Source organism: Mycobacterium arosiense ATCC BAA-1401 = DSM 45069, from assembly GCF_002086125.1.
Classification (GTDB): Bacteria; Actinomycetota; Actinomycetes; order Mycobacteriales; family Mycobacteriaceae; genus Mycobacterium; species Mycobacterium arosiense.
Genome location: NZ_MVHG01000012.1, coordinates 30,766 through 55,179 on the forward strand (window position 1 = coordinate 30,766; position 24,414 = coordinate 55,179).

At 69.7% G+C, this 24,414-nt stretch carries 20 protein-coding genes, 1 tRNA gene and 1 pseudogene; 11 read left to right on the forward strand and 11 right to left on the reverse strand.

Translation table 11 applies throughout. The features are described 5' to 3' along the window. Window positions 1-6: 6 nt before the first annotated feature. Complete coding sequence (locus tag BST14_RS07720; protein ID WP_083063927.1) at window positions 7-1,479, reverse strand: glutamate-cysteine ligase family protein; 1,473 nt, start codon at window positions 1,477-1,479, stop codon at window positions 7-9. 135 nt (window positions 1,480-1,614) lie between these two features. On the opposite strand from BST14_RS07720, the gene glpK reads away from it, so the two are divergent. Beyond that, on the forward strand, window positions 1,615-3,141 hold the full coding sequence (glpK, locus tag BST14_RS07725) for a glycerol kinase GlpK (protein WP_083063928.1): 1,527 nt from the start codon (window positions 1,615-1,617) through the stop codon (window positions 3,139-3,141). A gap of 33 nt (window positions 3,142-3,174) precedes the next feature. Here glpK and BST14_RS07730 read toward each other — a convergent pair whose 3' ends face one another. Further along, window positions 3,175-3,885, reverse strand: a complete 711-nt coding sequence (locus BST14_RS07730) for a PadR family transcriptional regulator (RefSeq protein ID WP_083063929.1) — start codon at window positions 3,883-3,885, stop codon at window positions 3,175-3,177. A gap of 201 nt (window positions 3,886-4,086) precedes the next feature. Here BST14_RS07730 and BST14_RS07735 point away from each other — a divergent pair, with 201 nt between their 5' ends. After that, window positions 4,087-4,476, forward strand: a complete 390-nt coding sequence (locus BST14_RS07735; RefSeq protein ID WP_083063930.1) for a hypothetical protein — start codon at window positions 4,087-4,089, stop codon at window positions 4,474-4,476. Here the strand turns inward: BST14_RS07735 and BST14_RS07740 are convergent. Continuing rightward, window positions 4,473-5,384, reverse strand: coding sequence for an RDD family protein (locus BST14_RS07740; RefSeq protein ID WP_083063931.1), 912 nt, complete (start codon window positions 5,382-5,384; stop codon window positions 4,473-4,475). The genes BST14_RS07735 and BST14_RS07740 overlap by 4 nt on opposite strands. A gap of 77 nt (window positions 5,385-5,461) precedes the next feature. Here BST14_RS07740 and BST14_RS07745 point away from each other — a divergent pair, with 77 nt between their 5' ends. Then, complete coding sequence (locus tag BST14_RS07745; RefSeq protein ID WP_083063932.1) at window positions 5,462-6,454, forward strand: stage II sporulation protein M; 993 nt, start codon at window positions 5,462-5,464, stop codon at window positions 6,452-6,454. 18 nt (window positions 6,455-6,472) lie between these two features. Here BST14_RS07745 and BST14_RS07750 read toward each other — a convergent pair whose 3' ends face one another. The 5 genes and pseudogenes from BST14_RS07750 to BST14_RS07770 all read right to left on the reverse strand — a co-directional run bounded on the left by BST14_RS07750 (window position 6,473) and on the right by BST14_RS07770 (window position 11,942). After that, a complete protein-coding gene (locus tag BST14_RS07750; protein ID WP_083063933.1) occupies window positions 6,473-7,795 on the reverse strand; it encodes a DUF58 domain-containing protein in 1,323 nt (440 codons plus the stop codon). Beyond that, the gene (locus BST14_RS07755) at window positions 7,795-8,772 is read right to left on the reverse strand and encodes an AAA family ATPase (RefSeq protein ID WP_083063934.1); all 978 of its coding nucleotides are present in this window, start codon (window positions 8,770-8,772) and stop codon (window positions 7,795-7,797) included. The genes BST14_RS07750 and BST14_RS07755 overlap by 1 nt, the downstream gene beginning before the upstream one ends. After that, window positions 8,769-9,908: pseudogene (locus BST14_RS07760) on the reverse strand (DUF4350 domain-containing protein). The gene BST14_RS07755 and the pseudogene BST14_RS07760 overlap by 4 nt, the downstream one beginning before the upstream one ends. Further along, window positions 9,908-10,561, reverse strand: coding sequence for a DUF4129 domain-containing protein (locus BST14_RS07765; RefSeq protein ID WP_083063935.1), 654 nt, complete (start codon window positions 10,559-10,561; stop codon window positions 9,908-9,910). The pseudogene BST14_RS07760 and the gene BST14_RS07765 overlap by 1 nt, the downstream one beginning before the upstream one ends. Window positions 10,562-10,583: 22 nt before the next feature. Continuing rightward, window positions 10,584-11,942: a DUF7847 domain-containing protein gene (locus tag BST14_RS07770; protein WP_211280671.1), complete on the reverse strand. Its 1,359-nt coding sequence runs from the start codon at window positions 11,940-11,942 to the stop codon at window positions 10,584-10,586. Here BST14_RS07770 and BST14_RS07775 point away from each other — a divergent pair. Then, complete coding sequence (locus tag BST14_RS07775) at window positions 11,941-12,405, forward strand: GatB/YqeY domain-containing protein (RefSeq protein WP_083063937.1); 465 nt, start codon at window positions 11,941-11,943, stop codon at window positions 12,403-12,405. The genes BST14_RS07770 and BST14_RS07775 overlap by 2 nt on opposite strands. A gap of 7 nt (window positions 12,406-12,412) precedes the next feature. Here the strand turns inward: BST14_RS07775 and BST14_RS07780 are convergent, their stop codons facing one another. The 3 genes from BST14_RS07780 to BST14_RS07790 all read right to left on the reverse strand — a co-directional run bounded on the left by BST14_RS07780 (window position 12,413) and on the right by BST14_RS07790 (window position 15,503). After that, window positions 12,413-14,110: a SelB domain-containing protein gene (locus BST14_RS07780; protein WP_083063938.1), complete on the reverse strand. Its 1,698-nt coding sequence runs from the start codon at window positions 14,108-14,110 to the stop codon at window positions 12,413-12,415. Continuing rightward, a complete protein-coding gene (selA, locus tag BST14_RS07785) occupies window positions 14,098-15,390 on the reverse strand; it encodes an L-seryl-tRNA(Sec) selenium transferase (protein ID WP_083063939.1) in 1,293 nt (430 codons plus the stop codon). Before selA ends, BST14_RS07780 begins: the two co-directional genes overlap by 13 nt. Before the next feature lie 18 nt (window positions 15,391-15,408). Further along, window positions 15,409-15,503, reverse strand: a tRNA-Sec gene (locus tag BST14_RS07790). A gap of 45 nt (window positions 15,504-15,548) precedes the next feature. Between BST14_RS07790 and selD the strand changes: the two genes are divergently transcribed. The 7 genes from selD to BST14_RS07835 all read left to right on the forward strand — a co-directional run bounded on the left by selD (window position 15,549) and on the right by BST14_RS07835 (window position 24,376). After that, the gene (gene selD / locus BST14_RS07795) at window positions 15,549-16,550 is read left to right on the forward strand and encodes a selenide, water dikinase SelD (protein ID WP_438502139.1); all 1,002 of its coding nucleotides are present in this window, start codon (window positions 15,549-15,551) and stop codon (window positions 16,548-16,550) included. 190 nt (window positions 16,551-16,740) lie between these two features. Then, entirely contained in the window at window positions 16,741-20,085 is a 3,345-nt protein-coding gene (gene fdh / locus BST14_RS07810; protein WP_245845332.1) for a formate dehydrogenase, read from the forward strand. Continuing rightward, on the forward strand, window positions 20,060-21,043 hold the full coding sequence (locus tag BST14_RS07815) for a 4Fe-4S dicluster domain-containing protein (RefSeq protein ID WP_083063943.1): 984 nt from the start codon (window positions 20,060-20,062) through the stop codon (window positions 21,041-21,043). Before fdh ends, BST14_RS07815 begins: the two co-directional genes overlap by 26 nt. Next, window positions 21,040-22,125, forward strand: coding sequence for an NrfD/PsrC family molybdoenzyme membrane anchor subunit (gene nrfD, locus BST14_RS07820; protein WP_169926058.1), 1,086 nt, complete (start codon window positions 21,040-21,042; stop codon window positions 22,123-22,125). The genes BST14_RS07815 and nrfD overlap by 4 nt, the downstream gene beginning before the upstream one ends. Before the next feature lie 69 nt (window positions 22,126-22,194). Beyond that, window positions 22,195-23,181 carry an LLM class F420-dependent oxidoreductase gene (locus BST14_RS07825; protein ID WP_083063944.1) on the forward strand — a complete coding sequence of 329 codons (987 nt, stop codon included), beginning with the start codon at window positions 22,195-22,197 and terminating at the stop codon, window positions 23,179-23,181. A gap of 189 nt (window positions 23,182-23,370) precedes the next feature. After that, a complete protein-coding gene (locus tag BST14_RS07830; protein ID WP_083063945.1) occupies window positions 23,371-23,784 on the forward strand; it encodes a malate dehydrogenase in 414 nt (137 codons plus the stop codon). Window positions 23,785-23,821: 37 nt separating this feature from the next. Next, on the forward strand, window positions 23,822-24,376 hold the full coding sequence (locus BST14_RS07835) for a type 1 glutamine amidotransferase domain-containing protein (RefSeq protein WP_083063946.1): 555 nt from the start codon (window positions 23,822-23,824) through the stop codon (window positions 24,374-24,376). Window positions 24,377-24,414 lie beyond the last annotated feature (38 nt).

Below are 24,414 nucleotides of genomic sequence, written 5' to 3' on the forward strand. Positions count from 1 at the left end.
AGCAAGCTACTCCCAGGTGTGCACCGGCTCGTTGGCGTGCATGTGTTCGCAGTACCGGCGCAGCATCTCGGCCAGCGCCGCGGGCCTGCTCATGCCGCCGTCCTCCAGCGCCCGCACGGTGGACACCTGCCAGCTGGCACCGTTGCGCCCCGTCCGCGCCCGGCCCTCGATCACCCCGAGGAACCGGTCGCGCACGTCGGGATCGACGCCCCAGCGCCGCAAGCCCTCGTCGGCGATCGGCAGCAGTGTGTCGAGCACCAGGTCGCGTGCGCTCACCTCGCCCACCCGGGGCCAATGCAACCGCGCGTCGATGCCGTAGCGCGCCGACGCCAGGAAATTGGCTTCGGCCACACCGAAATCCATGTGGCGCCACAACGGGTCGTCCGCTTCGGCCAGGCCGCGCAGCACCCCGTAGAAGAAGGCCGAGTTCGCCAGCATGTCGACGACGGTCGGTCCGGCCGGCAACACCCGGTTCTCCAGTCGCAGATGGGGACGGCCGTCGACCACGTCGTAGACCGGGCGGTTCCAGCGGTAGACCGTCCCGTTGTGCAGGCGCAATTCGGCAAGCTGCGGGATGCGTCCGGCGGCCAGCTCGGCCACCGGATCCTCATCGGAAACTTCGGGCAGCAGGGACGGAAAGTAGCGGATGTTCTCTCGGTAGAGGTCCAGGATCGAGTCGATCCACTGTTCGCCGAACCACACCCGCGGGCGCACGCCTTGGGTTTTCAACTCCTCGGGCCTGGTGTCGGTGGACTGGGTGAACAGCTCGATGCGGGTCTCCGCCCACAGCAGGTGCCCGAAGAAGAACGGTGAATTGGCGCCCAACGCCAGCTGCGGCCCGGCCACGCTCTGCGCCGCATTCCAGTTGGAGTCGAACGTCTCCGGCGCCAACTGCAGATGCAATTGCATGCTGGTGCAGGCTGATTCGGGAGCGATCGTGGCCGTGTGCCAGCTCAGGGGTTCCGGGCCGGCAATCTCGATGGGAATGTCTTCGCCGCGCGCGGTGAAGATCGAGTCGTTCAGCGCGGCATATCGCGTGGATTCGCTCATCCAGCCGTGGTCGAGGTGTTCGGGCATCAACGTGGGCAGGATGCCGATCATGACGATGTGGGCGCCGCCCGCCGCGCCGGCCTTGGCCTGGGCGTCGTTCAGGCTGGCCCGCACCTCGGCCTCGAGATCGAGCCCGGAGTGCCCGGGCAGCGCATGCGGGGGAACGTTGAATTCGATGTTGTAAGCGCCCAATTCGGTCTGATAGGCCGGATCGCCGATGGCGTCCAGCACGGGCCGATTCGACATGGCCGGCTGGTAGTCGGCGTCGACGAGGTTGCACTCGATCTCCATGCCGGTGAGTGGCTGCCCGGACTCGAAGCACGACCGGGCGAGCATCGTCTCGAAGACATCCACGCACAGCTGTACCTTGCGCCGGTATTCCCGCCGTTGAGCGCTGTCGTACGTGGTGCGCTTGACCTCTTCGCCCACACCGCAGATGCAACAGGGTTACCGCCCGCAACGCAAGCTCCCACGAGTCGCGGTTGCGGTCTCGTCCGTCCGGCCGGTAGACCATGATGGACCTCGACGCAAGAGTGTGCCGGGCTCACGTGTGAAGGAGGGCAGTTGGCCGAGTTCGCCGAATTCGTCGCCGCCATCGACCAGGGCACCACCAGCACTCGCTGCATGATCTTTGATCACGAGGGTGCCGAGGTGGCCCGCCATCAACTCGAGCACGAGCAGATCCTGCCCCGCGCCGGCTGGGTGGAGCACGACCCGGTGGAAATCTGGGAGCGCACCTCCTCGGTGCTGACGTCGGTGTTGAACCGGGCCAACCTGAGTACCAAAGACATTGCCGCACTCGGTATTACGAATCAACGCGAGACGACGCTGGTGTGGAACCGCAAGACCGGGCGGCCCTATTACAACGCGATCGTCTGGCAGGATACCCGTACCGACCGGATTGCCTCGGCGGCGCAACGCGACGGCCGCGGCGACGTGATCCGCCGCAAGGCCGGCCTGCCCCCGGCCACCTACTTCTCCGCGGCCAAGCTGCAATGGATTCTGCAGAACGTCGACGGGGTGCGCGAGGCCGCCGAAAGCGGCGACGCGCTGTTCGGGACGGCCGACACCTGGGTGTTGTGGAACCTCACCGGGGGGCCGCGCGGCGGCGTGCACGCCACCGATGTGACCAACGCCAGCCGGACCATGCTGATGAACCTGGAGACCCTCGACTGGGACGACGAGCTGCTGTCGTTCTTTTCCATACCGCGCGCGATGTTGCCGAGGATCGGGCCGTCGTCGTCGCCGCAGCCCTATGGCGTGACGACCGAGACCGGGCCGGCCGGCGGTGAGGTGCCGATCGCCGCAATGCTCGGCGATCAGCACGCGGCGATGGTGGGCCAGGTGTGCCTGTCCGAAGGGGAAGCCAAAAACACCTACGGCACCGGGAATTTCCTGCTGCTCAACACCGGAGAGACGATCGTGCGGTCCGACAACGGGCTGCTGACCACCGTCTGCTATCAGTTCGGCGACGCCAAACCCGTGTACGCGCTCGAGGGTTCGATCGCCGTGACCGGGGCGGCGGTGCAGTGGCTGCGTGATCAGTTGGGCATCATCAGCGGTGCCGCCCAAAGCGAATCGCTGGCACGCCAGGTCGACGACAACGGCGGGGTCTATTTCGTGCCCGCGTTCTCCGGATTGTTTGCGCCGTACTGGCGATCCGATGCGCGCGGCGCGATCGTCGGGCTGTCGCGGTTCAACACCAACGCGCATCTGGCGCGCGCAACGCTGGAGGCGATCTGCTATCAGAGTCGCGACGTGGTGGACGCCATGGCGGCGGATTCCGGTGTGCACCTTGAGGTTTTGAAGGTTGACGGCGGCATCACCGGCAACGACCTGTGCATGCAGATTCAGGCCGATGTGCTCGGGGTGGACGTGGTACGGCCGGTGGTCGCCGAGACGACCGCGCTCGGCGCGGCCTACGCGGCCGGTTTGGCGGTGGGGTTCTGGGCCGACCCGGTCGACCTGCGGGCCAACTGGCAAGAGGGCAGGCGGTGGGAGCCGGCGTGGAACGACGAGCAGCGCGCCGCGGGTTACGCGGGCTGGCGCAAAGCCGTGCAGCGGGCCCTGGATTGGGTCGACGTCACGTGACGCGACCCGATCCAGGGCCCGCTTTCTTTGCACTCAGTCTTCGCCGAGGATGCCGTAGATCTCACGCCGCGCAGTGTTCAGGATGTCGATGACGCGCTGCTGCTGATCGGAGGACGCGGTGTAGGCGGATTGCCCGATCGCGCCGAACAACTGGCCTACTGCCGCCCGCAGATTCATGTGTCCCGGGTCGGCGCCTTCGGTGATCTCGTCCCACGGCGGGGTCTCGATCTTCTCGGCCGCCGCGCGTCCCTGCTCGGTCAGCTCGAAAAGCTTCTTGCTGCCTTCGGTTTCGCTCGCGGTGATCAAGCCTTCGTCGTCGAGCAGCTGCAGCGTCGGATACACCGAGCCGGGGCTCGGCTTCCACAGCCCGTTGCTGCGCTCGGCGATCAGCTGAATCATTTCGTAGCCATGCATCGGCCGCTCGGCCAGCAGCCGCAGGATGGCGGCTCGCACGTCGCCGCGTTTGCCGCGACCCGGGCCGCCATGGCGCCATCCGCCGCGCCGGCCGCCGGGGCCGAAGCCGAGGCCCGGGCCGAAACCGGGACCAAAGCCCGCTCCGAAGCCGGGGCCGAAGCCGAGCGGGCCGCCGTGGCCGCCGGCGTGATCGCGCAGATGCTCGCGAAAGTCCCGCCGGGCCTGCCGGCGCGCTTCGTGCAGGGCGCGCGGGTCGACCGGGCCGGAGCCAAAGCCGAATCCGGGCCGCCCGGCGAAGGGACCTTCGGGGGAAGTGAATGGGTTGCTCATTGGGTGTCCTAACGTTCGTGGGTCGCGCACCGTGTGCACGCTTCGAGCAATACGATATATCGGAACCTATCGCGATGCAACACTGATACGTTGCGAAGCGAGTCTGCTTAGGCGCTGAGCTGCGGAGATCGGGGGGGCGCCCGCGCGCGAACGCGGTGGGACGCGGTTTGCATGTGGCAGACACGGGTACCAGCTATCGAGATGGACCCCGACAACGACCTCACGGTGGGTGGCGGGACCGCGGGCCCGTCCCCGTACGGGCGGCCCGACGGCGCGCCGCGCTCCACCGCCCGGCCTTGGGTCAATTGGGGTTTGGCGCTGGCGACGGTGCCCGGCGCCGCGTTGGTGATGCTCTTCGCGCTCGGCGCCGTCATGAGCACCGATGGGTGCAGCGGTCACGGCTGTCCCTATCTGGGCCACGACGGGATCAATTTGGGCGTGGCCTTCTACGGCGCGCCCGCGGTAGCGGTCCTGGTCATCATCGTCTCGTTTTTCACCGCCAAACGCCGCTGGGGCGTCGCGGTCCCGCTGTGCGGATGGGCGTTGCTGATTGCCGACGTCGCCCTCATGGCGGCGAGCGTGGCCGGCTAGTGCGGCACCGAGAAACCGCCCGGTGTCCCGGAGTCTCCCGGCCCGGGGGGATTCGGGTGGGGGTCCGGCCATTTGGTGACTTGCTGCGGCGGCGCGCCAGGCCAGCCCGGGGGGCCGTACGCGGGGCCGGTCGGTGGCCATGGCGCCATATGACCCGGCGCGGGCATGGGCGGACGCAGCCGGGCCAGTTCGCGCCGGTGCCGCTCGGCCAGGACCGCGGCGAGCACGAGTTCCGGCGGGGCGCCGGGCGGTGGCGGCGGCGCGATGCGGGCCACCACGTCGCCGGCGATCCGGTAGGCCATCTGCAGGCGCAGCTGACGGTCGAGCTGTGTTGCCCTGGAAAGGAATTGGCGCGCAACCTCGACCTGGCCGACGGATAGCCCCGACAGCTGCAGCGACGATGCCCACCACGCCAACGACGGCGGCATCATCGGCGGGGGCCCGAGGCGGGGCCCGCGTTCGTTGACCACCACCGTGCCGGCAAAGAAATCGCCGATGCGTTTGGCCTTGGGGGACAGGATGCTGCAGATGACGGCCGGGCTGCCGAACAGCATCCAGATTTCCACCAGGGCCGCCAGGGCGCGAAACAAGGCCTGGCGGAAGCGTTCTGGGCCTCCGTCGTCGGACACTACCCGCAGACCCATCGCGATCTTGCCCACCGAGCGTCCCCGGGTAGCCGTTTCGAGGACCAAGGGATAGCCCACAATCACCAGCACCGTAAAAATCAGCAGGATCGCACTACTGAGCGCGGTATCGAATTGAGTCAGGGTGGCGGCCCACAGCATCAGGCCGAGCAGGTATCCGATGAACATGACCGCGATGTCGATCAGCGCGCTCAACGCCCGCACAGGCAGCTGCGCGATCTGCACATCGAGCACCACGGCGTCCCCGGTCACCACCTCCGACATAACTTCGAACGGTACAGGTTGGGCACTGACGGCCGGCCGCGCTTTGTCATGCCGGCAGTGCGATTAGGCTGCCCAGGGTGGACGTCGATGCATTCGTGCTGGCCCATCGCCCTACCTGGGATCGCCTGGACCGATTGATCGGGCGGCGCCGGTCATTGTCCGGTGCGGAAATCGACGAACTAGTCGAGCTCTACCAGCGGGTCTCCACCCATCTGTCGATGTTGCGCTCGGCCTCCTCGGATTCCTTGCTGATCGGCCGGCTCTCCAGCCTGGTCGCGCGGGCCCGTTCCGCGGTGACGGGTGCCCACGCGCCACTGAGCAGCGCGTTCACCCGGTTCTGGACGGTGTCGTTCCCGGTCGTGGCGTACCGCGGCGGGCGGTGGTGGGTGGCCACGGCGGTGGCGTTTCTCGCCGTCGTCCTCATCGTGGCGCTATGGGTCGCCGGCAGCCCCGAGGTTCAATCCGCGCTCGGAACACCTGATGACATCGAGCAATTGGTCAACCACGATGTCGAGTCCTATTACAGCGAACACCCCGCCGCCGCGTTTGCGCTGCAGATTTGGGTGAACAACTCCTGGGTTTCCGCCCAATGCATCGCGATGTCCGTGGTGCTGGGGCTGCCGATCCCGTTCGTGCTGTTCCAGAACGCCGCCAATCTGGGCGTCATTGCCGGCCTGATGTTTCCGGCCGGCAAGGGAGGCCTGCTCCTGGGTTTGCTTGCCCCCCATGGATTGCTCGAGCTCACGGCGGTATTCCTTTCGGGGGCAACGGGAATGCGGCTGGGCTGGTCGGTGATCGCCCCCGGCGACCGGCCCCGGGGGCAGGTGCTCGCCGAGCAGGGGCGCGCCGTCGTCTCGGTCGCCGTGGGTCTGGTCGCGGTGCTGCTGGTTTCCGGGTTGATCGAGGCGCTGGTGACGCCCTCGCCGTTGCCGACGTTCGTGCGGGTGGGCATCGGCGTCCTCGCCGAGGTGGCGTTTCTGTCCTACATCGTCTACTTCGGCCGCCGCGGCGTGCGGGCCGGGGAAAGCGGGGATATGGCAGAGGCGCCGGACTTCGTTCCGACTCGCTGAGCCGGCGACGCCGGCGGGTTAGAGCCGCCCGGTCGCCTTCATCGCCAGGTAGTGATCGGCCAGCGCCGGTGCCAGTTCGGTGGGCGTCGCGTCGACGACTTCCACCCCGCTGCGGCGCAGCCGCGTGGCGATCGCACCGCGGTCGTTGCGGGATCGTTCGGCCGCCGCTGCGTCGTAGACCGCCGCGGCATCCGAACGGCCGGCGGCCATTTGGTCGACGCGCGGGTCGGAGACCGCGGCCAGCAGCAGGTGATGCTTGGCCGACAGCTGCGGCAGCACGGGTAGCAGGCCCTCGTCGAGGGCGGCCGCGTTGAGGTCGGTCAGCAGCACCACCAGAGAACGCCGGCGGGCGCGCAGCGCTATAGCGGAAACCATTGCCCGCCAATCGGATTCGACCAGCGTCGGCTGCAGGGGCGCCATCGCGTCGACCAACTGGGCAAGCAGTTCGGTGCGCGAGGCGCCGAACACACCGGCCCGGCTCACCCGGTCGTGGGCGAGGAAGTCGACATGGTCCCCGGCCCGCGACGCGAGGGCCGCCAACAGCAGGGCGGCGTCCATCGACCAATCCAGCCGCGGCCAGCCCGCCGGATCGGCAGCGGTCGGATCCACCCCGACACGCCCTGCCGCCGTACGGCCCGTGTCGAGCACGATCACCACCCGCCGGTCGCGTTCGGGGCGCCAGGTGCGCACCACCACGTCGGCACGGCGCGCGGTGGCGCGCCAGTCGATCGAGCGGACGTCGTCACCGACGACATACTCTCGCAGCGAATCGAATTCGGTGCCCTGCCCGCGGACCAGCGTGGGCAGCAGGCCGTCGATCTCGCGCAGCTTGGCGAGCCGCGACGGCAGGTGCTTGCGGGCCAGAAACGGGGGCAGCACCCGCAACTGGCCGGGTACCGGGCGCGAACGTTGCCGTGCCGCCAGGCCCAGCGGTCCGATCGAACGGGCGGTCACCACCGTCGCGCGCTGATCGCCGCGGCGGACCGGTTGCAGCCGGGTCGCGACGTGCTGGTCCTGCCCTGCGGGGATGGTGAGTGGGTGGATGCGCGGCCGCGCCTGGGCGCTGGGCGGCCAGGTGTCGCGGACCTGGCCGCGGAACCTGCGCGGGCCGTCGTTGTAAATCAACAGTCCGCTCTCCACCTGCTGCCCGAGCCGGGCGGAGCGATCCGGGGAACGGGCGTAGCGCAACGTGGCGGGGCTGGCCGCCAATGCGATGTCGACGACCACGGCGATCGTCAGCGCGATCAGCAGGGCCGCGAAAGTCGGTGCCGGCCAAGGAGACAGCGCGATCGGCAGGACGCAGATCAGTGCGACCAGCCCGGTGCGTCCGGTCAGGACCACTAGCGGGGCACCGGAACCGACGCCAGGATCCCGTCGAGCACACCGTCGGGTGTGGCCCCTTCAAGTTCGGCCTCGGGTCGCAGCATCACCCGGTGCCGCAGCGTCGGGCGGGCCATCGCCTTCACGTCGTCGGGAGTGACGTAGTTGCGGCCGGACAGCCAGGACCAGGAGCGCGCCGTCGCCAGCAGGGCGGTCGCCCCGCGGGGGGACACGCCCAGTTGCAGCGCCGGGGAGGAGCGGGTGGCCCCGACGATGTCGACGATGTAGCCGAGCACCTCGTCGCCAATCAGCACGTGCTGCACGGCGTCGCGGCCGGCCGCCAGGTCCGCGGGTCCGGCCACCGGGCTGATCGCCGACAGGTCACGCGGATCGAAGCCGTGCGCGTGCCGGTGCAGGATGGCGATCTCGGCGTCCCGCGGCGGCAGCGTCACATTCAGTTTGAGCAAAAAGCGGTCCAGCTGGGCCTCGGGCAGCTGGTAGGTGCCCTCGTATTCGACCGGGTTCTGGGTCGCGGCCACGATGAACGGGTCCGGCAGCGGCTGCGGTTGACCATCCACGCTGACCTGTCGCTCTTCCATCGCCTCGAGCAGCGCGGCCTGGGTTTTGGGCGGCGTCCGGTTGATCTCGTCGGCCAGCAGCAGGTTGGTGAACACCGGCCCGGGCCTGAACACGAACGCGGCGGTGCGCGCGTCGTACACCAGTGAACCCGTCACGTCGCCGGGCATCAGGTCGGGGGTGAACTGTACCCGCTTGAATTCCAGCTGCAGCGCCGCGGACAGCGCCCGGACCAATAGCGTCTTGGCCACTCCCGGAACGCCTTCCAGCAACACGTGGCCGCGGCACAGCAGCGCGATCACCAGGCCGCTGATCACGCCCTCCTGCCCGACGACGGCCTTGGCGAGCTCGCCACGCAACGCCAGCAGTGCCTCGCGTGCCGATTCAGCGGTGGGGGACTGGGCGGTAGAGGGTTGTGTCACGGGTGTGCGACCTGCCTTTCGATTTCGTCGAGCGCACGGGCCAGTTGTAACAGGTCGTTGTCGGTCGTCGGGGGCGGACCGAACAGATGGTAGGTGACGAAGGCCGGATCGGATCCGATGCGCTGGGCCGCCGTGGTGATCACCGCCGCGGGCGAAGCGCCCGCGCCCAGGCCGAGCCGCGGCAGCAGCCGCGCCACCGCGGCGGTGCGCAATGCGGTGGCCGCGCGATCGCGTGCCCGCCGGGACCGGTACAGCCGGCCGCGGCCCTCGACGGTCTCCGACGCGCGGACCACCACGGGCAGCTCCTCGGCCACCAGGGGGCCAGGCCGTCGGCCCTTCCACAGTGCGACCAGCAGCACCACCAGCGCCAGCTGCCCGACGATCCAGATGGCATTGGGTGGAATCAGCTCGAAAAGCGATGCCCTGGCTGAGGATTCACCCTCGACCTGGTGCGGCGCGTACCAGATGAGCCGGGGCCGGTCGCCGGCGAGGTTCATCGCGAGGGCGGCGTTGCCCGCTCGCAGCAGGCCGCCGTTGGTCATGAAGTCGGTGTTGCCGACCGCTGTGATGGTCCGCCCCTTCTCGCGGAAGCGAATCAGCGCGCCGTCGTAGCAGCGGGTCATCGCGCGGCCGTCTTTGGGCTCGTAGGTGGTGCTGCGTCCGAACCGCACCGAGCCGGCGCGAACCGCCTCGCGCAGCGTGCAATTCGGGTCGAGGTCGAAACCGTTGGCCCCGGAGGTCCGGATGTCCGGCAGCAGCGCCTCGCGGGTGCGCGTCGTCGGTTCCACCAGTAGCAGATCCGCATGGACGTCAGCCAGCCGGTCCAGCAGCGTGTCGGTGAGGTATTGGCTCTGGGCCACCAGGATCAGCGCATCGGGTCGCGCCGCGTCTTAGACGTCGGCGATGTTGTTGGCGACGACGACGTCGACACCGGCGTTGCGCAGCAACTCCACCAGCGCGTGGGCTCCGTCGGATCCGGTTGCCTGCGGGTCCATGCGTGCGCCGGGCCGCGGCGCGGTCACATAGGCATCGACGCCGGCGATGACCGCGAGCACCAGCACCGCGACGAGCACCCACCGCCAGGTGCGCCAACGCCGCGGCGTGGTTTCGGCAGGGGCGCCGATGGTCGTCGCCATCAGTGCACCGCCGCCCACGACTCGGGTGCTTCCGCGCGGCCGGGTGCCAGCGGTCCGCCCTGCCAGCGGGACCGCAGGTGGTCGTCCAGCTCGGCGATCATCTGGTAGGCCGCCTGGGTGCCGGGTTGTTCACCGTACGTGACATCGTTGAAAGCCGTTGCCGCTTGCGTCAATTCGCCGGACAGATGGGGCAGCGCCGCGGCGGCGTCGCGGGCCAGCTCGTTGGCCGTGCGGCTCGGTGCCGGTGTCAGCACCCGGGTCTCTTCGAGCTGGCGGGCGACGGCGCGCAGCCGGTGACGAATCGCCGCGGCCCAGTCGCCCTGCGCCGCGTAATTTTCGGCGGTGACGCGATGCTGGGCCGCGGTCAGTTGGGCGGCTTCGAATAACGAGTAGTCACCGCCGCGGCGCGTGCGCATGGTGCGCCGCAGCACGTAGACTCCGACGACCACCGCGATGGCGAGCAGGGTGAAAAGCGCTGTGGCGGTAAGCCATCCGCCCGGTATCGTGGAGGTCTCCTGCAGCAGCCGGTAGATCAGGTCGTTGAGCCAGTCGACGATGTGTTCGCGTGCGGAGCCCTTCGAATAGATGGGTTTGTTGAGTTCGTCCTGCGCGACGCGGTGTGCGGCATCGCGGTCGATGTCGATGGAAGGCATCCTCGGGCAATCCTTTCGGCCCTTATAGGGGCCGGGTCAGCCAGAGATTGTCGGTGGACGCGGCCGCGTAGGACCCCTGCGCGGCTCCGCTCTGCAGCACCAAATCGAATGCCTCGGCGCGCATCCGGCGGTCGGTGTACAGCAGCACGATGACTCCCGCGTTGAAGGGTGTGGTGATGATCTCGCCGATCGCGGCCCCCACCGACAGGATCGCGGTGCTGACCACGAACGCCGTGCTGGACGAGGTGATCTGAAAAATCTGGCCGACGATGCTGAAGGGCGCCGCGACGGCGTTGGCGACGACGGATGCCACCAGGAAGGTGAGGAACCGGATGCCCAGCACCCGCCAGAAGCCGTTGCGAATGAGTTTGAAGGACCGGGTGATTGCGTCCATGACGGGCAACCGCTCCAGCACGATCAGCACCGGGGCGAACAGCACCACCGTGTACAGGTACGCCAGGAGCGCGAGCACGGCCAGCGCCGACGGGATGCCCAACACCACGGCCGCCGCGGCGTTGCCGATCGCCGCGAGCACACCGATGATCACCGCGACCAGTCCGGCAAGGGCCGCCACCACGACGGCTTCCAGTAGGGCCAGGCCGAGCAGGGCCGGCAGACGCCCGCGGATTTTGGCCCAGGTTTCGCCGATGGTGATCGGTGACCCGAACACCGCGCGCCCGACGATGACGGTGAGCATGCCGGACAGCAACATGCCGCCCAGCCAGCCGACCAGGATGCCGCCGCCCACCGACGCCGTCCAGGCGCCCAGGACCCCCGAGCTCAGTTCGCCGGGCTGATCGGTGCCGAACCTGTCGGCGGCGGCCAGCGGCCCGAAGAACGCGACCTTGGTGATGATCTGCATGATCACCACGACGATGGCAGTCAGACCCAACGTCGCCTTCGGGTTCGCTCGGACATACCCGACCGCGCCGTTGAAGATGTCGCCGAGGGTCAGCGGCCGCAGCGGGATGATCCCGGGTTTGGCGGCTCCGTAGCCCGGCGTGCCGAACGGGGGCGGCGATCCGTAGCCCGGTCCGACGCCGTAGCCCGTTGGCGGCCCGTATCCGGGCGCAGCGCCGTAACCGGGTGGGGACCAGTAGCCCGACGGGGACGGGTAGCCGGGCGGCGGGCCGTATGCCGGTGGCGGGCCGTATGCCGGTGGCGGGCCGTATGCCGGTGGCGGGCCGTACGCGGCTGGACCGTATGCAGGTTGTGGGCCGTATGCCGGTGGCGGACCGACCGGGTTACCAGGCGGCGGCGCGCTCACCGAACCCCGCGGCTTCTGCAGCCGGGCGCGTCGTTCGTCATGGGCTCCATCCTGTCGGCGGCCGTGGCTTTTCACAATGTCGCCCCCCCACCCGGCGCGTAGCGTCTGACACATGGCGGAACTCAAATCCCGGATCCGGGCGGACCTGACCGCGGCGATGAAGGCCCAGGACAGGTTGCGAACGGCCACCCTGCGCATGCTGTTAGCTGCCATCCAAACCGAGGAAGTCTCCGGTAAGCAGGCCAAAGACCTCACCGACGAGGAGGTCATCAAGGTCCTGGCCAAGGAATCCCGCAAGCGAAGCGAATCCGCGGAGATCTACACCCAGAACGGGCGCGCAGAGCTCGCCGCCAACGAGCACGCCGAGGGCCGGATCATCGACGAGTACCTGCCCACCCCGCTCACCGAGGCGGAGGTGGCCGACGTTGCCGACACCGCGATCGCGCAGGTCGCCGAGAAAATCGGCGAGCGGCCCGGGATGAAGCAGATGGGCATGGTGATGAAGGCCGCGACCGCGATCGCCGCCGGTAAGGCCGACGGCGCCCGCCTCTCGGCCGCCGTCAAGGAGCGGCTGTAACACCGGATCAGACAACGACCCGGGTTCCGTCATCGCGGCGGCGCGTCGCGCGCCGGGCGTCGAGCGTTTCCAGCAGCGGTACCGCCACCCGCCGGGTGGTGTTCAGCGCCCGCCGCGCTTCGCTGACGGTGAACGGTTGCGGCAGCCCCGCCAGCACGGCGGCGGCACGGTCCAGCGCGTCGGGCCCCAGCACCACCCCGTCGGCGATCCGCGTCAGCCGCCCGGCCCGCACCGCCGCGGCCAGCTCGCGGGGGCCCAGCTTCAGCTCGGCCAGCTCGTCGGCCTCGGGCGCCCGAAACGGCTCGGCGGCCAGCCACTCCTCGACCGTGCGCACGGCCTTATCGACACGCGCCGGCAGGCCCGACCCCGGGGGGCGGACCACCCCGTCGGCCACCTCGAGGCCGGTGCCGTGCAACAACTCCGGCAGCAGCTCGGCGGCGGGCAACCCGACCCGTTGTCGCAACGTCTCGAGCGGCATGCCCGCCGCGATGTCGTGATCGCCCACCCAGCGCCGCACCGCCGCGGTGGCGTCCTCGCGCCGCGCCGCCCACCACCGCGGGTCCACCACCCACTCGCCCACCCGCTGCCCGCGCGGCGCCAGACCCATGGCGCGCAGGTCGGCCGCGCGCGCGACGTCCGGCGCGCCGCGGACCTGGCCCGTGGCCAGCTCCGCGGCTCGAACCCGCGCCGCACCGCGCCGTCGCAGCGCGGGAGGCCGGACGTCGAGCACCTCGATGCCCGCAGCGATCCGGTGCTGCCCGGGGTCGCGCAGCAACCCGACGTCCCTCACCCGCAACGGCAGCGGCCTGGACAGCCGCAGGCGCGCGGCGGCGGGCCCCAGCCGGCGCACCTGCACCGGCACGGCCGCCGACCCGACGTGCAGCATGAGCTGGCGACCCAGCGTGTCCACCGATCGCAGGGCCACGTCGATCTCCGCGGTCTCCAGCCAGGCGCCCGGCGTGCGCACGGTGTCCCCACGGCCGATGTCGTGCCGGTCGACGCCCCGCAGATTCAGCGCGACCCGCGCCACCGCGCCGACCTCGGCATGGTTGCGGCCCAACGATTGCAGCGCGCGGACGGTGACGCGGCGCCCGGCGTGCTCGAGTTCATCGCCCACTCGCACCGTGCCGGCGGCCAGCGTGCCGGTGACCACCGTGCCCGCGCCCCGGACCGTGAAGCTGCGGTCGACCCACAGCCGCACGTCGGCCGCGGGATCCGGCGCCGGCAGCCGGTCGGTCAGCGCCAGCAGTTCGGAGCGCACCCGGTCGAGGTCGGTGCCGATAGCCACGGCAGCACCGGCAAGTGAGGTGGCGGCGAGCCTTTCGGACGCCTGCGCGACGGCCGGGCCCGGATCGGCGAGGTCGGCCTTGCTGATCACCAGCAGCCCGTGCCGGACCCCGAGCGCGTCCAGCGCCGCCAGATGTTCCTCCGACTGCGGCATCCACCCCTCGGTGGCCGCGACGACGAACACCACCGCGGGGACGGCGCCGACGCCGGCCAGCATGTTGGCCACGAACCGCTCGTGGCCCGGCACGTCGACGAACGCGAGCTGACGGCCGCCGAGCTCTGTCCATGCGAAACCCAGATCGATGGTCAGGCCACGACGCTGCTCTTCGGCCAGCCGATCCGGCCACATGCCGGTAATCCGTTGCAGCAGAGTCGATTTGCCGTGATCGACGTGTCCGGCGGTGGCTAGGACGAACACGCCCGTACCGCCGCGGCCAGCAGCTCGTCGTCCTCGGGCGCCACCGTGCACAGGTCGAGCAGACACCGGCCGCTCTCCAGACGGCCCACCACGGCCGGGGCGCCGAGCCGCAGCGCGGCGGCATAGGACTCGGGCAGGCTGACCGCGGCGCTGGGCAATTCGACCCCGGGCGCCCCGCCGCCGCCGACGGCAGCGACGCAGTCCACCGCCACCGCCCCGGGCAGCCCGGCGGCCAGCGCCTCGGCCCGGGCGCGCAGTCGGTTGACGTCGGCGGCCAGCGCCTGGGCCACCGGCGGGGGCGGCCCCAGCAGCGTCGCTTCCAGCGCGGCCAACGTCAGCTTGTCCACCCGCAGGGCCCGCGCGGCCGGGTGGCGCCGAATCCGCTCGATCAGCTCGGAGCGGCCGAAGAGCAACCCGGCCTGGGGCCCGCCGAGCAGTTTGTCCCCGCTCGCGGTGACCAGGTCGGCGCCGTCGGCCAGCATCGACGCCGCGTCCGGCTCGTCGGGCAACACCGGATGCGGCGACAACAGGCCGGAGCCGATGTCGACCACCAGGGGGACGTCGAGCCTGCGCAGTTCCGGCGCCAGCGTCGCGACATCGGTGGCCGAGGTGAACCCGGTGACGTGGAAGTTGGACGGATGCACCTTGAGCACGAAACCGGTCTGCGGCCCCAGCGCCTCGGCGTAGTCGCGCAGGCTGGTGCGGTTGGTGGTGCCGACCTCGCGCAGCCGCGACCCGGTGGATTCCAGCAGTTCGGGGATGCGGAAGCCGTCACCGATTTCCACCAGTTCGCCGCGGCTGAGCACGATCTCCTTGCCGGGAGCCAGCGTCATGGCGGTCAACAGCAGCGCGGCGGCGTTGTTGTTGACGACGTGCACGCCGCCGGCGGTCGGGACCGCGCCCGCCAGCGCGGCCAGCGCCCCCCGGCCCCGGCGCGCGCGCCGGCCCGTCGCCAAATCGAACTCGACGTCGGTGGTCCCGCCGGCGGCGATCACCGCGTCCAGCGCGGCCCGCGACAGCGGCGCGCGGCCCAGATTGGTGTGCACCACCACTCCGGTGGCGTTGATGACCGGCCGCAGGCTCGAGGCGGTGGCGGGAAGCGCAGCGATGGCGTGCTCGGCGACCTGCTCGGGTGCGATCTCTCCGGCGCGGGCCCGCCGCTGCGCCGCGGTGATCACCGACTTCACCAGCGCGCGGCCCAGCACCCGCTGCGCCGCGGCCAGCCGCGGATCGGCCAGCAGCGTGTCGGTGCCGGGCACCCGGCGGCGCGGATCGGTCATCGCGGCCCCGAAAGGAGATGGCGGAGGCGGACGGGAATTGAACCCGCCAACGACAGCGACTGCCGTTCGACGGTTTTGAAGACCGCGCCGGTCACCAGACCGGACACGCCTCCTCGAGCCATGGCGCCAATTGTGGCAGCCTTCGGCGCACGGGCACCATGGACGCCGTGACGTATCGATTGACTCAATACGCCCACGGCGGCGGCTGCGCCTGCAAAATCCCGCCCGGTGAGCTCGAGGACGTGGTCCGCGGGCTGGGTTCCAACCCGCCGCGGGACCCGTTCGGACAGCTGTTGGTGGGCCTGGACAACGGCGATGACGCGGCGGTGGTGCGCATCCAGGACGGCACCGCGCTGATCGCGACCACGGACTTCTTCACCCCGGTGGTGGACGACGCCTACGACTGGGGCCGCATCGCGGCCACCAACGCGCTGTCCGACGTCTACGCGATGGGCGGGTGCCCGGTGGTCGCGGTGAACCTGCTGGGCTGGCCGCGCGAGGTGCTGCCGTTCGAGCTGGCCGCCGAGACGCTGCGCGGCGGGCTGGACGTGTGCGGACTGGCCGGCTGCCACCTGGCCGGCGGCCACAGCGTCGATGACCCAGAACCCAAGTACGGGCTGGCGGTCACCGGAATCGCCGATCCAAACCGCTTGCTGCGCAACGACTCCGGTAAGCCCGGGACGCCGCTGTCGCTGACCAAGCCGCTCGGTGTCGGCGTGCTGAACAACCGGCACAAGGCCACCGGAGAGCGCTTCGACGAGGCCGTGGCCGTGATGACCACGCTCAACGCCGATGCGGCCGCCGCGGCACTGGCGGCCGGCGTCGAATGTGCCACCGATGTCACCGGTTTCGGGTTGCTCGGACATCTGCACAAGCTGGCGCGAGCCAGCGGCGTCACGGCGGTGATCGATTCGGCGGCGGTGCCCTACCTGGACGGCGCGCGTGCGGCGCTGGCCGCCGGCTACCTCTCCGGCGGAACCCGGCGAAACCTCGAGTGGGTGGCGCCGCACGTCGACCTGTCCGCCGTCGGGGAGGACGACGCCTTGTTGCTCGCCGACGCGCAGACCTCCGGTGGGCTGCTGATCGCCGGAGAGATTCCGGGAGCGCCCGTCATCGGCGAGCTGACACCGCGCGGCGAGCACACTATCGTGGTGCGCTGATCGGGCCGATCGCCCTAGCACATATGGCGACCCGCCGCGCCCGGCTTCGCCGCGCTTGCGATCGCCACTGGGTCAAACGGTGGCGACCCGCCGCGCCCGGCTTCGCCGCGCTTGCGATCGCACTGGGTCAAACGGTGGCGACCCGCCGCGCCCGGCTTCGCCGCGCTTGCGATCGCACTAGGGTAAACACATGGCCCCGAAAAAAGCCCTGCGCGAAGTGTTCCTGGAATGGCCCGTCCTGCGCCAGTTGCGGTCACCGGACAAACTCGGCCGCGGCTCGGCGGTGACCTCCAAACACACCCGCGCGCTGGCGCCGCGGACCACCACGTCCGACCGCGTGGTGCAAAGCGTCTGCCCGTACTGCGCCGTCGGCTGCGGGCAGCGGGTGTATGTCAAGGACGAGCGCGTCGTGGCGATCGAGGGTGACCCCGATTCGCCGATCTCGCGAGGCCGCTTGTGCCCCAAGGGTTCTGCCAGCGAGCAGCTGGTGAATTCGCCCGGGCGGCAGCTGCAGGTGCTTTACCGTCCGCCCCGGGCCACCGAGTGGCAACCCCTGGAGCTCGACACCGCCATCGACATGATCGCCGACCGCTTTGTGGAATCACGCCGCAACAGCTGGCAGGACATCGACAAGAAGGGCAACCTGCTGCGCCGCACCATGGGCATCGCCGCACTCGGCGGCGCGACCCTGGACAACGAAGAGAACTACCTCATAAAGAAGCTCTTCACCGCCGCGGGCGCCATTCAGATCGAGAACCAAGCTCGTATTTGACACAGCGCCACGGTTCCCGGTCTGGGAGCCTCCTTCGGGCGCGGCGGCGCCACCCAATCACTGCAAGACATGGCCAACGCCGACTGCATCGTCATCCAGGGCTCCAACATGGCCGAGTGCCACCCCGTCGGGTTCCAGTGGGTGGAAGAGGCCAGGGCGCGTGGTGCCCGGGTGATCCATGTCGACCCGCGCTTCACCCGCACCTCGGCGGTGTGCGACCGGCACATCCCGATCCGCGCCGGTTCGGACGTGGTGCTGCTCGGCGCTCTGATCAACCACATCCTGACAAACGATCTATGGTTCAAAGAGTACGTCGTCGCGTACACCAACGCCGCCACCCTGATCAACGAAAGCTTCAGGGACACCGAGGATCTCGGCGGCCTGTTCTCCGGCTTCGATCCCGAGACCGGGCAGTACGACACCTCGAGCTGGGCCTACGAAGAGCGGGATGACGGCCAGATCGAGTCCCCCGGCGGGGGCCACACCCACGGCGCCACCGCGGCGGAGAGCGGCGCCGGTCATGAGCACGGCAGCGGCGGCCCGCCGCTCGCGCACGCCCGGGTGCAGCGCGACGAAACCCTGCAGCACCCGCGGACGGTCTTTCAGATCCTCAAGCGCCACTATGCCCGCTACACCCCGGAAATGGTCACCGATGTCTGCGGCATCAGCCGCGAAGACTTCGACTACCTGGCCCACTCGATCGTGGAGAACTCCGGACGCGAGCGCACCACCTGCTTCGCCTACGCCGTCGGCTGGACCCAGCACACGCTGGGCGCCCAATTCATCCGCACCGCAACGATTTTGCAGCTGCTGACGGGCAACGTCGGCCGCCCGGGCAGCGGCATCATGGCGCTGCGCGGTCACGCCACCATCCAAGGCTCCACCGACATCCCCACGCTGTTCAACCTGCTGCCCGGTTACCTGCCGATGCCTAAGGCGGGCATGCACGACACCCTGGCCGACTACCTCGACGCGGTCGGATCCAAGCAGCAAAAAGGCTTCTGGGCCAACGCCGACGCCTACACCGTCAGCCTGCTCAAGGCGTGGTGGGGGGACGCGGCGACCGCCGACAACGACTGGGCCTATGACTATCTGCCGCGGTTGTCCGGCCCGCACGGCACCTATCAGACCGTGATGGGCATGCTCGACGACGAGGTCGAGGGCTACTTTCTGCTGGGCCAGAACCCCGCGGTCGGTTCGGCCCACGGCCGCATGCAGCGCATGGGCATGTCGCATCTCAAGTGGCTGGTGGTCCGCGATCTCAACCTCATCGAATCGGCCACCTGGTGGAAGGACGGACCCGAGATCGCTTCCGGCGAATTGAAAACGGAGGAGATCGACACCGAGGTGTTCTTCCTGCCCGCCGCGACGCATGTGGAGAAGGCGGGGTCGTTCACCCAGACGCAGCGGCTGGTGCAGTGGCGGCACAAGGCCGTCGAGCCGCCGGGCCAGTGCCAGAGCGAACTGCAGTTCTTCTACGAGCTCGGCAAGCGGATCCGGGAACGGCTGGCCGGTTCGACCGACGAGCGTGACCGTCCGCTGCTGGACCTGACGTGGGACTATCCGACCGATGAGCACGGCGAACCTGATGGGGAAGCGGTGCTGGCCGAGGTCAACGGCTATCGCGTCGACGGCGCCGCCCCCTTGACGTCGTACACCGAGCTGCGCGCCGACGGATCGACCGCCGCCGGCTGCTGGATCTACACCGGGGTGTACGCGAACGCCACCAACCAGGCCGCCCGCCGGGTGCCGCACGGCGGTGAGTCGCCGAGCCAGTCGGAATGGGGCTGGGCGTGGCCCGCCGACCGGCGGGTGCTCTACAACCGCGCGTCGGCCGACCCGGACGGCAAGCCGTGGAGCGATCGCAAGCGCTACGTCTGGTGGGACGAGGCGCAGGGCCGCTGGGTCGGCTACGACGTGCCGGACTTCGTCGCCGACCGGGCTCCCGGCAGCCGCCCCGACCCCGATCTCGGCGGACCCGACGCGCTGGCCGGGGACGACCCGTTCATCATGCAGGCCGACGGCAAGGGCTGGCTGTTCGCGCCGAAGGGTGTGCTCGATGGGCCGTTGCCCACGCATTACGAGCCGCAGGAGTCACCGGTCACCAACGCGCTTTACCCGCAGCAGCGCAATCCGGCGCGAATCGTGTTCCCGCGCAAGGACAATCTGAGCGCACCCAGCGCCGGTGACCCGGGCGCCGACGTCTACCCGTACGTCTTCACCACCTACCGGCTCACCGAGCACCACACCGCGGGCGGCATGAGCCGCTGGCTGCCCTACCTGTCCGAGCTGCAACCGGAGATGTTCTGCGAGGTGTCCCCGGAACTGGCCGCCGAGCGCGGCCTCGAGCCCTACGGGTGGGCCACCATCATCTCGCCGCGTGCCGCGATCGAGGCCCGGGTGCTGGTCACCCAGCGGGTGAGCCCGCTGATCATCAACGGTCACACCGTGCACCAGATCGGCTTGCCCTACCACTGGGGCGTCGGCAGCGACGCGGTGGTCAGCGGGGACGCGGCCAACGACCTGCTCGGTGTGACGCTCGATCCCAACGTGCAGATCCAGGAGTCCAAGGCCGGATCGTGTGACATCCGTCCGGGCCGCCGCCCGCAGGGTGAGGAACTGTTGCGGCTGATCGCCGACTACCAGTCACGCTCGGGCGCCACCACCGAGACCGACAATGTGCGGGTCGACGATGCGGTCTGGGACATCGTTGGACGGCAGGACACCAGGAGGGGCGATGGGTCAGCTGACCGGGCCGACTGACCCGGCCGCGGCGGCCGGTTGGTCGGATGCCAAGCCGCGCAAAGGCTTTTTCACCGACACCTCGATCTGCATCGGCTGCAAGGCCTGCGAGGTCGCCTGCAAGGAATGGAACCGCAACCCGCGCGACGGCGACCTGGAACTGCTGGGATCGTCGTACGACAACACCGGCGCGCTGGGTGCGAGCACCTGGCGGCACGTGGCCTTCATCGAGCAGGGTCGTGAGCGCATCGAAGAGGCGCGCGAATCCGGCCGCGCGCTGATCGACCTCGGCATGCCCGCCCTGCCCGGGGCCGCGAAAAGCGCCGATACCGAGCCTGTTTCGCAGCCGCTGCACACACCGGAGTTCCGCTGGCTGATGTCGTCGGACGTGTGCAAGCACTGCACGCACGCCGGCTGCCTGGATGTCTGCCCGACGGGCGCGCTGTTCCGCACCGAGTTCGGCACGGTGGTGGTGCAGCACGACGTCTGCAACGGCTGCGGCACGTGCGTGGCGGGCTGCCCGTTCGGCGTGGTCGAACGGCGCAGTGACGGAACCTACGCGACGCCGGTGGAACGCCCGGGCCGGCCGAAGGAAGACTTCGTCACCGGGGTCGCCCAGAAATGCACACTCTGCTACGACCGCCTGGTCGAGGACCAGATCCCGGCGTGCGCCCAGACCTGTCCGACGACGTCGATCAAGTTCGGCGATCACGACGAGCTGGTGGCCCAGGCGCGCGAGCGGGTCGCCCAGTTGCATGCCGAGGGACGCACCGAGGCAAGGCTTTACGGTGCCAACCAGGATGACGGCGTCGGCGGCACCGGTTCGGTGTTCCTGCTCCTCGACGAACCGGAGGTTTACGGTTTGCCGCCCGATCCGCGGGTGTGCACGGCCGACCTGCCGGCCATGTTCAAGCGCGCCGGCCTGGCCGCAGCCGGCATGGTCGGGGCGGCCGCGCTGGCATTCTGGAGGAGCCGGTGAGCACCTCGGAATTCGACAGCTTTCGTCCGCCGGAGCCCAAGGGCGGCAAGCGCCGCAAAGGCAGGCGCGCGGCCCGGCGCGGCGGCGCGGACGGCTCGCGCGAGATGCCGATGGTCCCCGACGCCGAGTTCACCTCGTATTACGGGCGGCCGGTGGTCAAGCCCGCGCCGTGGGGACACGAAGTGGCGGCGTACCTGTTCTTAGGGGGCGTCGCCGGTGGGTCCGGCCTGCTGGCGGCCGGTGCCCAGCTGAGCGGGCGAAACACGTTGCGCCGCAACACAAGACTGTCCGCGCTGATCGCGGTGGCGCTGGGTGCGGTCGCCCTGGTGAAAGATCTGGGCCGGCCCGAGCGATTCGTCAACATGCTGCGGACGGTCAAGCTGACCTCGCCGATGAGCATCGGCTCCTGGATTCTCAGCCTGTTTTCGGCCGGCATCGGAGTTGCCTCGGCCGCCGAGGTCGACCGGATGACCGGCGAGCGAATCCCGTTGGGCCCGTTGCGGCCCGTGCTGCGCGCCGTGGAGGCACCGGCCGGACTGGAAGCCGCGGTGTTCGCGGCGCCGCTCGCGGTCTACACCGCGGTGCTGCTCACCGACACCGCGACCCCGACGTGGAACGCCGCGTATCGGGACCTGCCGTTCGTGTTCGTCAGTTCGGCGAGCCTGGCCGCCTCAGGGTTGGCGATGATCACCACTGGAGTGGCCGAGGCCGGGCCCGCCCGCAAGCTCGCCGTCGTCGGCGCCGTCGGCGACCTGATCTCCACCCGGGTCATGGAGCACCGGATGGACCCGGTGACCAGGGAACCGCTGCATCATGGCACGCCCGGCCGGCTCTTGACGGCAAGCGAATGGCTCGCCGCCGCAGGCGGTTTGGGCGCGCTGCTGGGCGGGCGGCGCCGCGGCGTCGCCGCCCTGTCCGGACTCGCGTTGCTGACGGCATCGGCCATGCTGAGGTTCGGATTCTTCGAGGCCGGCAAGGAATCGGCCGGCGATCCCCGTTACACGATCGAGCCGCAGAAGCGCCGGCTCGCGGCGCGGCGGGCAGCCGGCGTGACCGGGGACTCGATCACCACCGCGGACTGAGGGCGGGGGCGCAAAGGGGTGGCACCGAGGCGTCGTTTGCGACCCGTGTAGCCGGGTACCCCGTCACGCATGACGAATTTCGGCTACACTTTGATGACCGAGCAGAGTGGACCCAAAGACCTTGTGCGGTATGCGGTTTCGGCTGAAGATCGCGGTTTCGACTTTCACGTGTGTAGTGATCACTTCTCGCCTTGGCTCGCCACGCAAGGACACGCGCCCAACGCCTGGGCGGTGCTGGGTGCGGTGGCGCAGGCCACCGAGCGGGTCGACCTCTACACCTACGTGACGTGCCCGACGATGCGCTATCACCCCGCCACCGTCGCCCAGCAGGCGGCCACCGTGCAGATCCTGTCCGACGGCCGGTTCACCCTGGGGCTGGGCAGCGGTGAAAACCTCAACGAACACGTCGTCGGCAAGGGTTGGCCGGCCGTCACGCGCCGGCAGGACATGCTGCGCGAGGCCATCAAGATCATCCGGGACTTGTTCGGCGGCCAACTGGTGGATTTCACCGGTGACTATTTCCAGGTCGATTCGGCCCGGCTGTGGGACGTGCCCGACGTACCGGTCGGCATCGGGGTCGCGATCGGCGGCACCAAGGCCGTCGACAAGTTCGCCAAGCTGGCCGACCACCTGATCGCGACGGAGCCCAAGAACGAACTGGTCGACGCCTGGCACGGCGCCCGCCAAGCGGCCAACCTGGCCGGCGGCGGGCGCGTGATCGGCCAGATACCGGTGTCCTGGGATCCCGACCGAGACACCGCGGTGAAGCGAGCGCACGACCAGTTCCGCTGGTTTGCCGGCGGATGGAAGGTCAACGCCGATCTGCCGACGCCGGCCGGCTTCGCCGGGGCGACCCAGTATGTGCGGCCCGAAGACGTCGCCGAGACCATTCCCTGCGGCCCTGACCTCGATGCCATCGTCGAGGGCGTCCGGCCTTACTGGGAAGCAGGGTTCACCGACATCGCGCTCGTGCAGATCGGCGGGGAAGCCCAGGAGCGGTTCCTCGCAGAGGCTGCCGAGCCTTTGCTGGCGGCGCTGCGCGACGCAGCAAACTGATCGCAGGTTTGGCCGCTTTCCGCCCGGGTATTCGCGTCGCAGTCGTGCGGCAGCCGGCCAACGCGCGTCGGGACGTCGGAAGAGCTGGGACGTTTACGGGCGGTTCCGGCGGCGTTGGCCCCGCAAATCGCTGCGGCACCGCCGGTGGCCTAGCTGCCCGCCTTCCGGCAAAGCAAGGGGGAATGAAAGTTGAGCGATCAGATCGATAGCACCACGAATGCCCTCATCAGGACCCTCAGCGGCGCCAGTTTCGGGCTGGGGGTGAGCGAACTGGTCGCCCCGGGGAAAGTCGCCGCAATGGCGGGCGTGGATGACACCGGCCGGTCGCGCCGGGTGATCCGCGCGCTCGGGGTCCGCGAATGCGGCCATGGCGCCGCGTTGCTGGGCGGGCCCGCCAAGCTGGTGTGGACCAGGGTGGCCGGAGACGTCCTGGACCTGGCCCTGTTGATCGCGGGCGTGGCCGCCCGCGGCCCGGGACGGCGGCGTCAGGGCGCCATCTCGGCGGCACTGCTCTCCGGTATCGCCGGACTGGACCTGTACACGGCGTTGCGGACGACCGGCAACGGGGCTCGAGGCGGCGCACCAGCGCTACGAGCTCTTTGAGCCGAAAGAAATCGGTGATCGCACGAAGGGACGGACGATGTCGAACGAGTTGCAAGGCAAGAAAATTGCGATTTTGGCGGCTGACGGCGTGGAAAAAGTCGAGCTCGAGCAGCCACGTGCGGCGCTGCGGGAGGCGGGCGCCCACATCCAGTTGCTGTCCCTGTCGGACGGCGAAATCCAGGCGCGTAACCACGATCTGGAACCGGCGGGAACCTTTGCCGTCGACCGCAAGGTATCCGAGGCGTCTGTGGACGACTTCGATGGTCTGGTGCTGCCGGGCGGCACCGTGAACCCGGACAAACTGCGCATGGACAGCTCGGCGGTGTCCTTCGTCCGTGATTTCGTCGGATCGGGGAAGCCGGTGGCGGCCGTCTGTCATGGCCCCTGGACGCTGGTGGAAGCCGGTGTGGCAGTGGGCCGGACGCTGACCTCGTACGCCAGCATCCGCACCGATCTGCGCAACGCGGGTGCTCGCGTCGTCGACGAGGAGGTAGTGGTCGACGGCAACCTGATCACCAGCCGCTCCCCATCGGATCTCCCCGCCTTCTGCGCGACCATCCTCAAGCAGTTCGCGCAGGGGAGCACCGGCTGACCTCGACTTTTCGGCCGTTCCGTTTGAATGCGCCGGTT

Bases quoted from the DNA above. Each gene is read 5' to 3' on its own strand.
- BST14_RS07730 (WP_083063929.1), bottom strand. From the start codon at position 3,885: ATGAGCAACCCATTCACTTCCCCCGAAGGTCCCTTCGCCGGGCGGCCC.
- BST14_RS07735 (WP_083063930.1), top strand. From the start codon at position 4,087: ATGGACCCCGACAACGACCTCACGGTGGGTGGCGGGACCGCGGGCCCG.
- BST14_RS07740 (WP_083063931.1), bottom strand. From the start codon at position 5,384: ATGTCGGAGGTGGTGACCGGGGACGCCGTGGTGCTCGATGTGCAGATC.
- BST14_RS07765 (WP_083063935.1), bottom strand. From the start codon at position 10,561: ATGCCTTCCATCGACATCGACCGCGATGCCGCACACCGCGTCGCGCAG.
- BST14_RS07775 (WP_083063937.1), top strand. From the start codon at position 11,941: ATGGCGGAACTCAAATCCCGGATCCGGGCGGACCTGACCGCGGCGATG.
- BST14_RS07770 (WP_211280671.1), bottom strand. From the start codon at position 11,942: ATGTGTCAGACGCTACGCGCCGGGTGGGGGGGCGACATTGTGAAAAGC.
- selA (WP_083063939.1), bottom strand. From the start codon at position 15,390: ATGACCGATCCGCGCCGCCGGGTGCCCGGCACCGACACGCTGCTGGCC.
- selD (WP_438502139.1), top strand. From the start codon at position 15,549: ATGGACGCCGTGACGTATCGATTGACTCAATACGCCCACGGCGGCGGC.
- BST14_RS07815 (WP_083063943.1), top strand. From the start codon at position 20,060: ATGGGTCAGCTGACCGGGCCGACTGACCCGGCCGCGGCGGCCGGTTGG.
- BST14_RS07825 (WP_083063944.1), top strand. From the start codon at position 22,195: ATGACGAATTTCGGCTACACTTTGATGACCGAGCAGAGTGGACCCAAA.
- BST14_RS07835 (WP_083063946.1), top strand. From the start codon at position 23,822: ATGTCGAACGAGTTGCAAGGCAAGAAAATTGCGATTTTGGCGGCTGAC.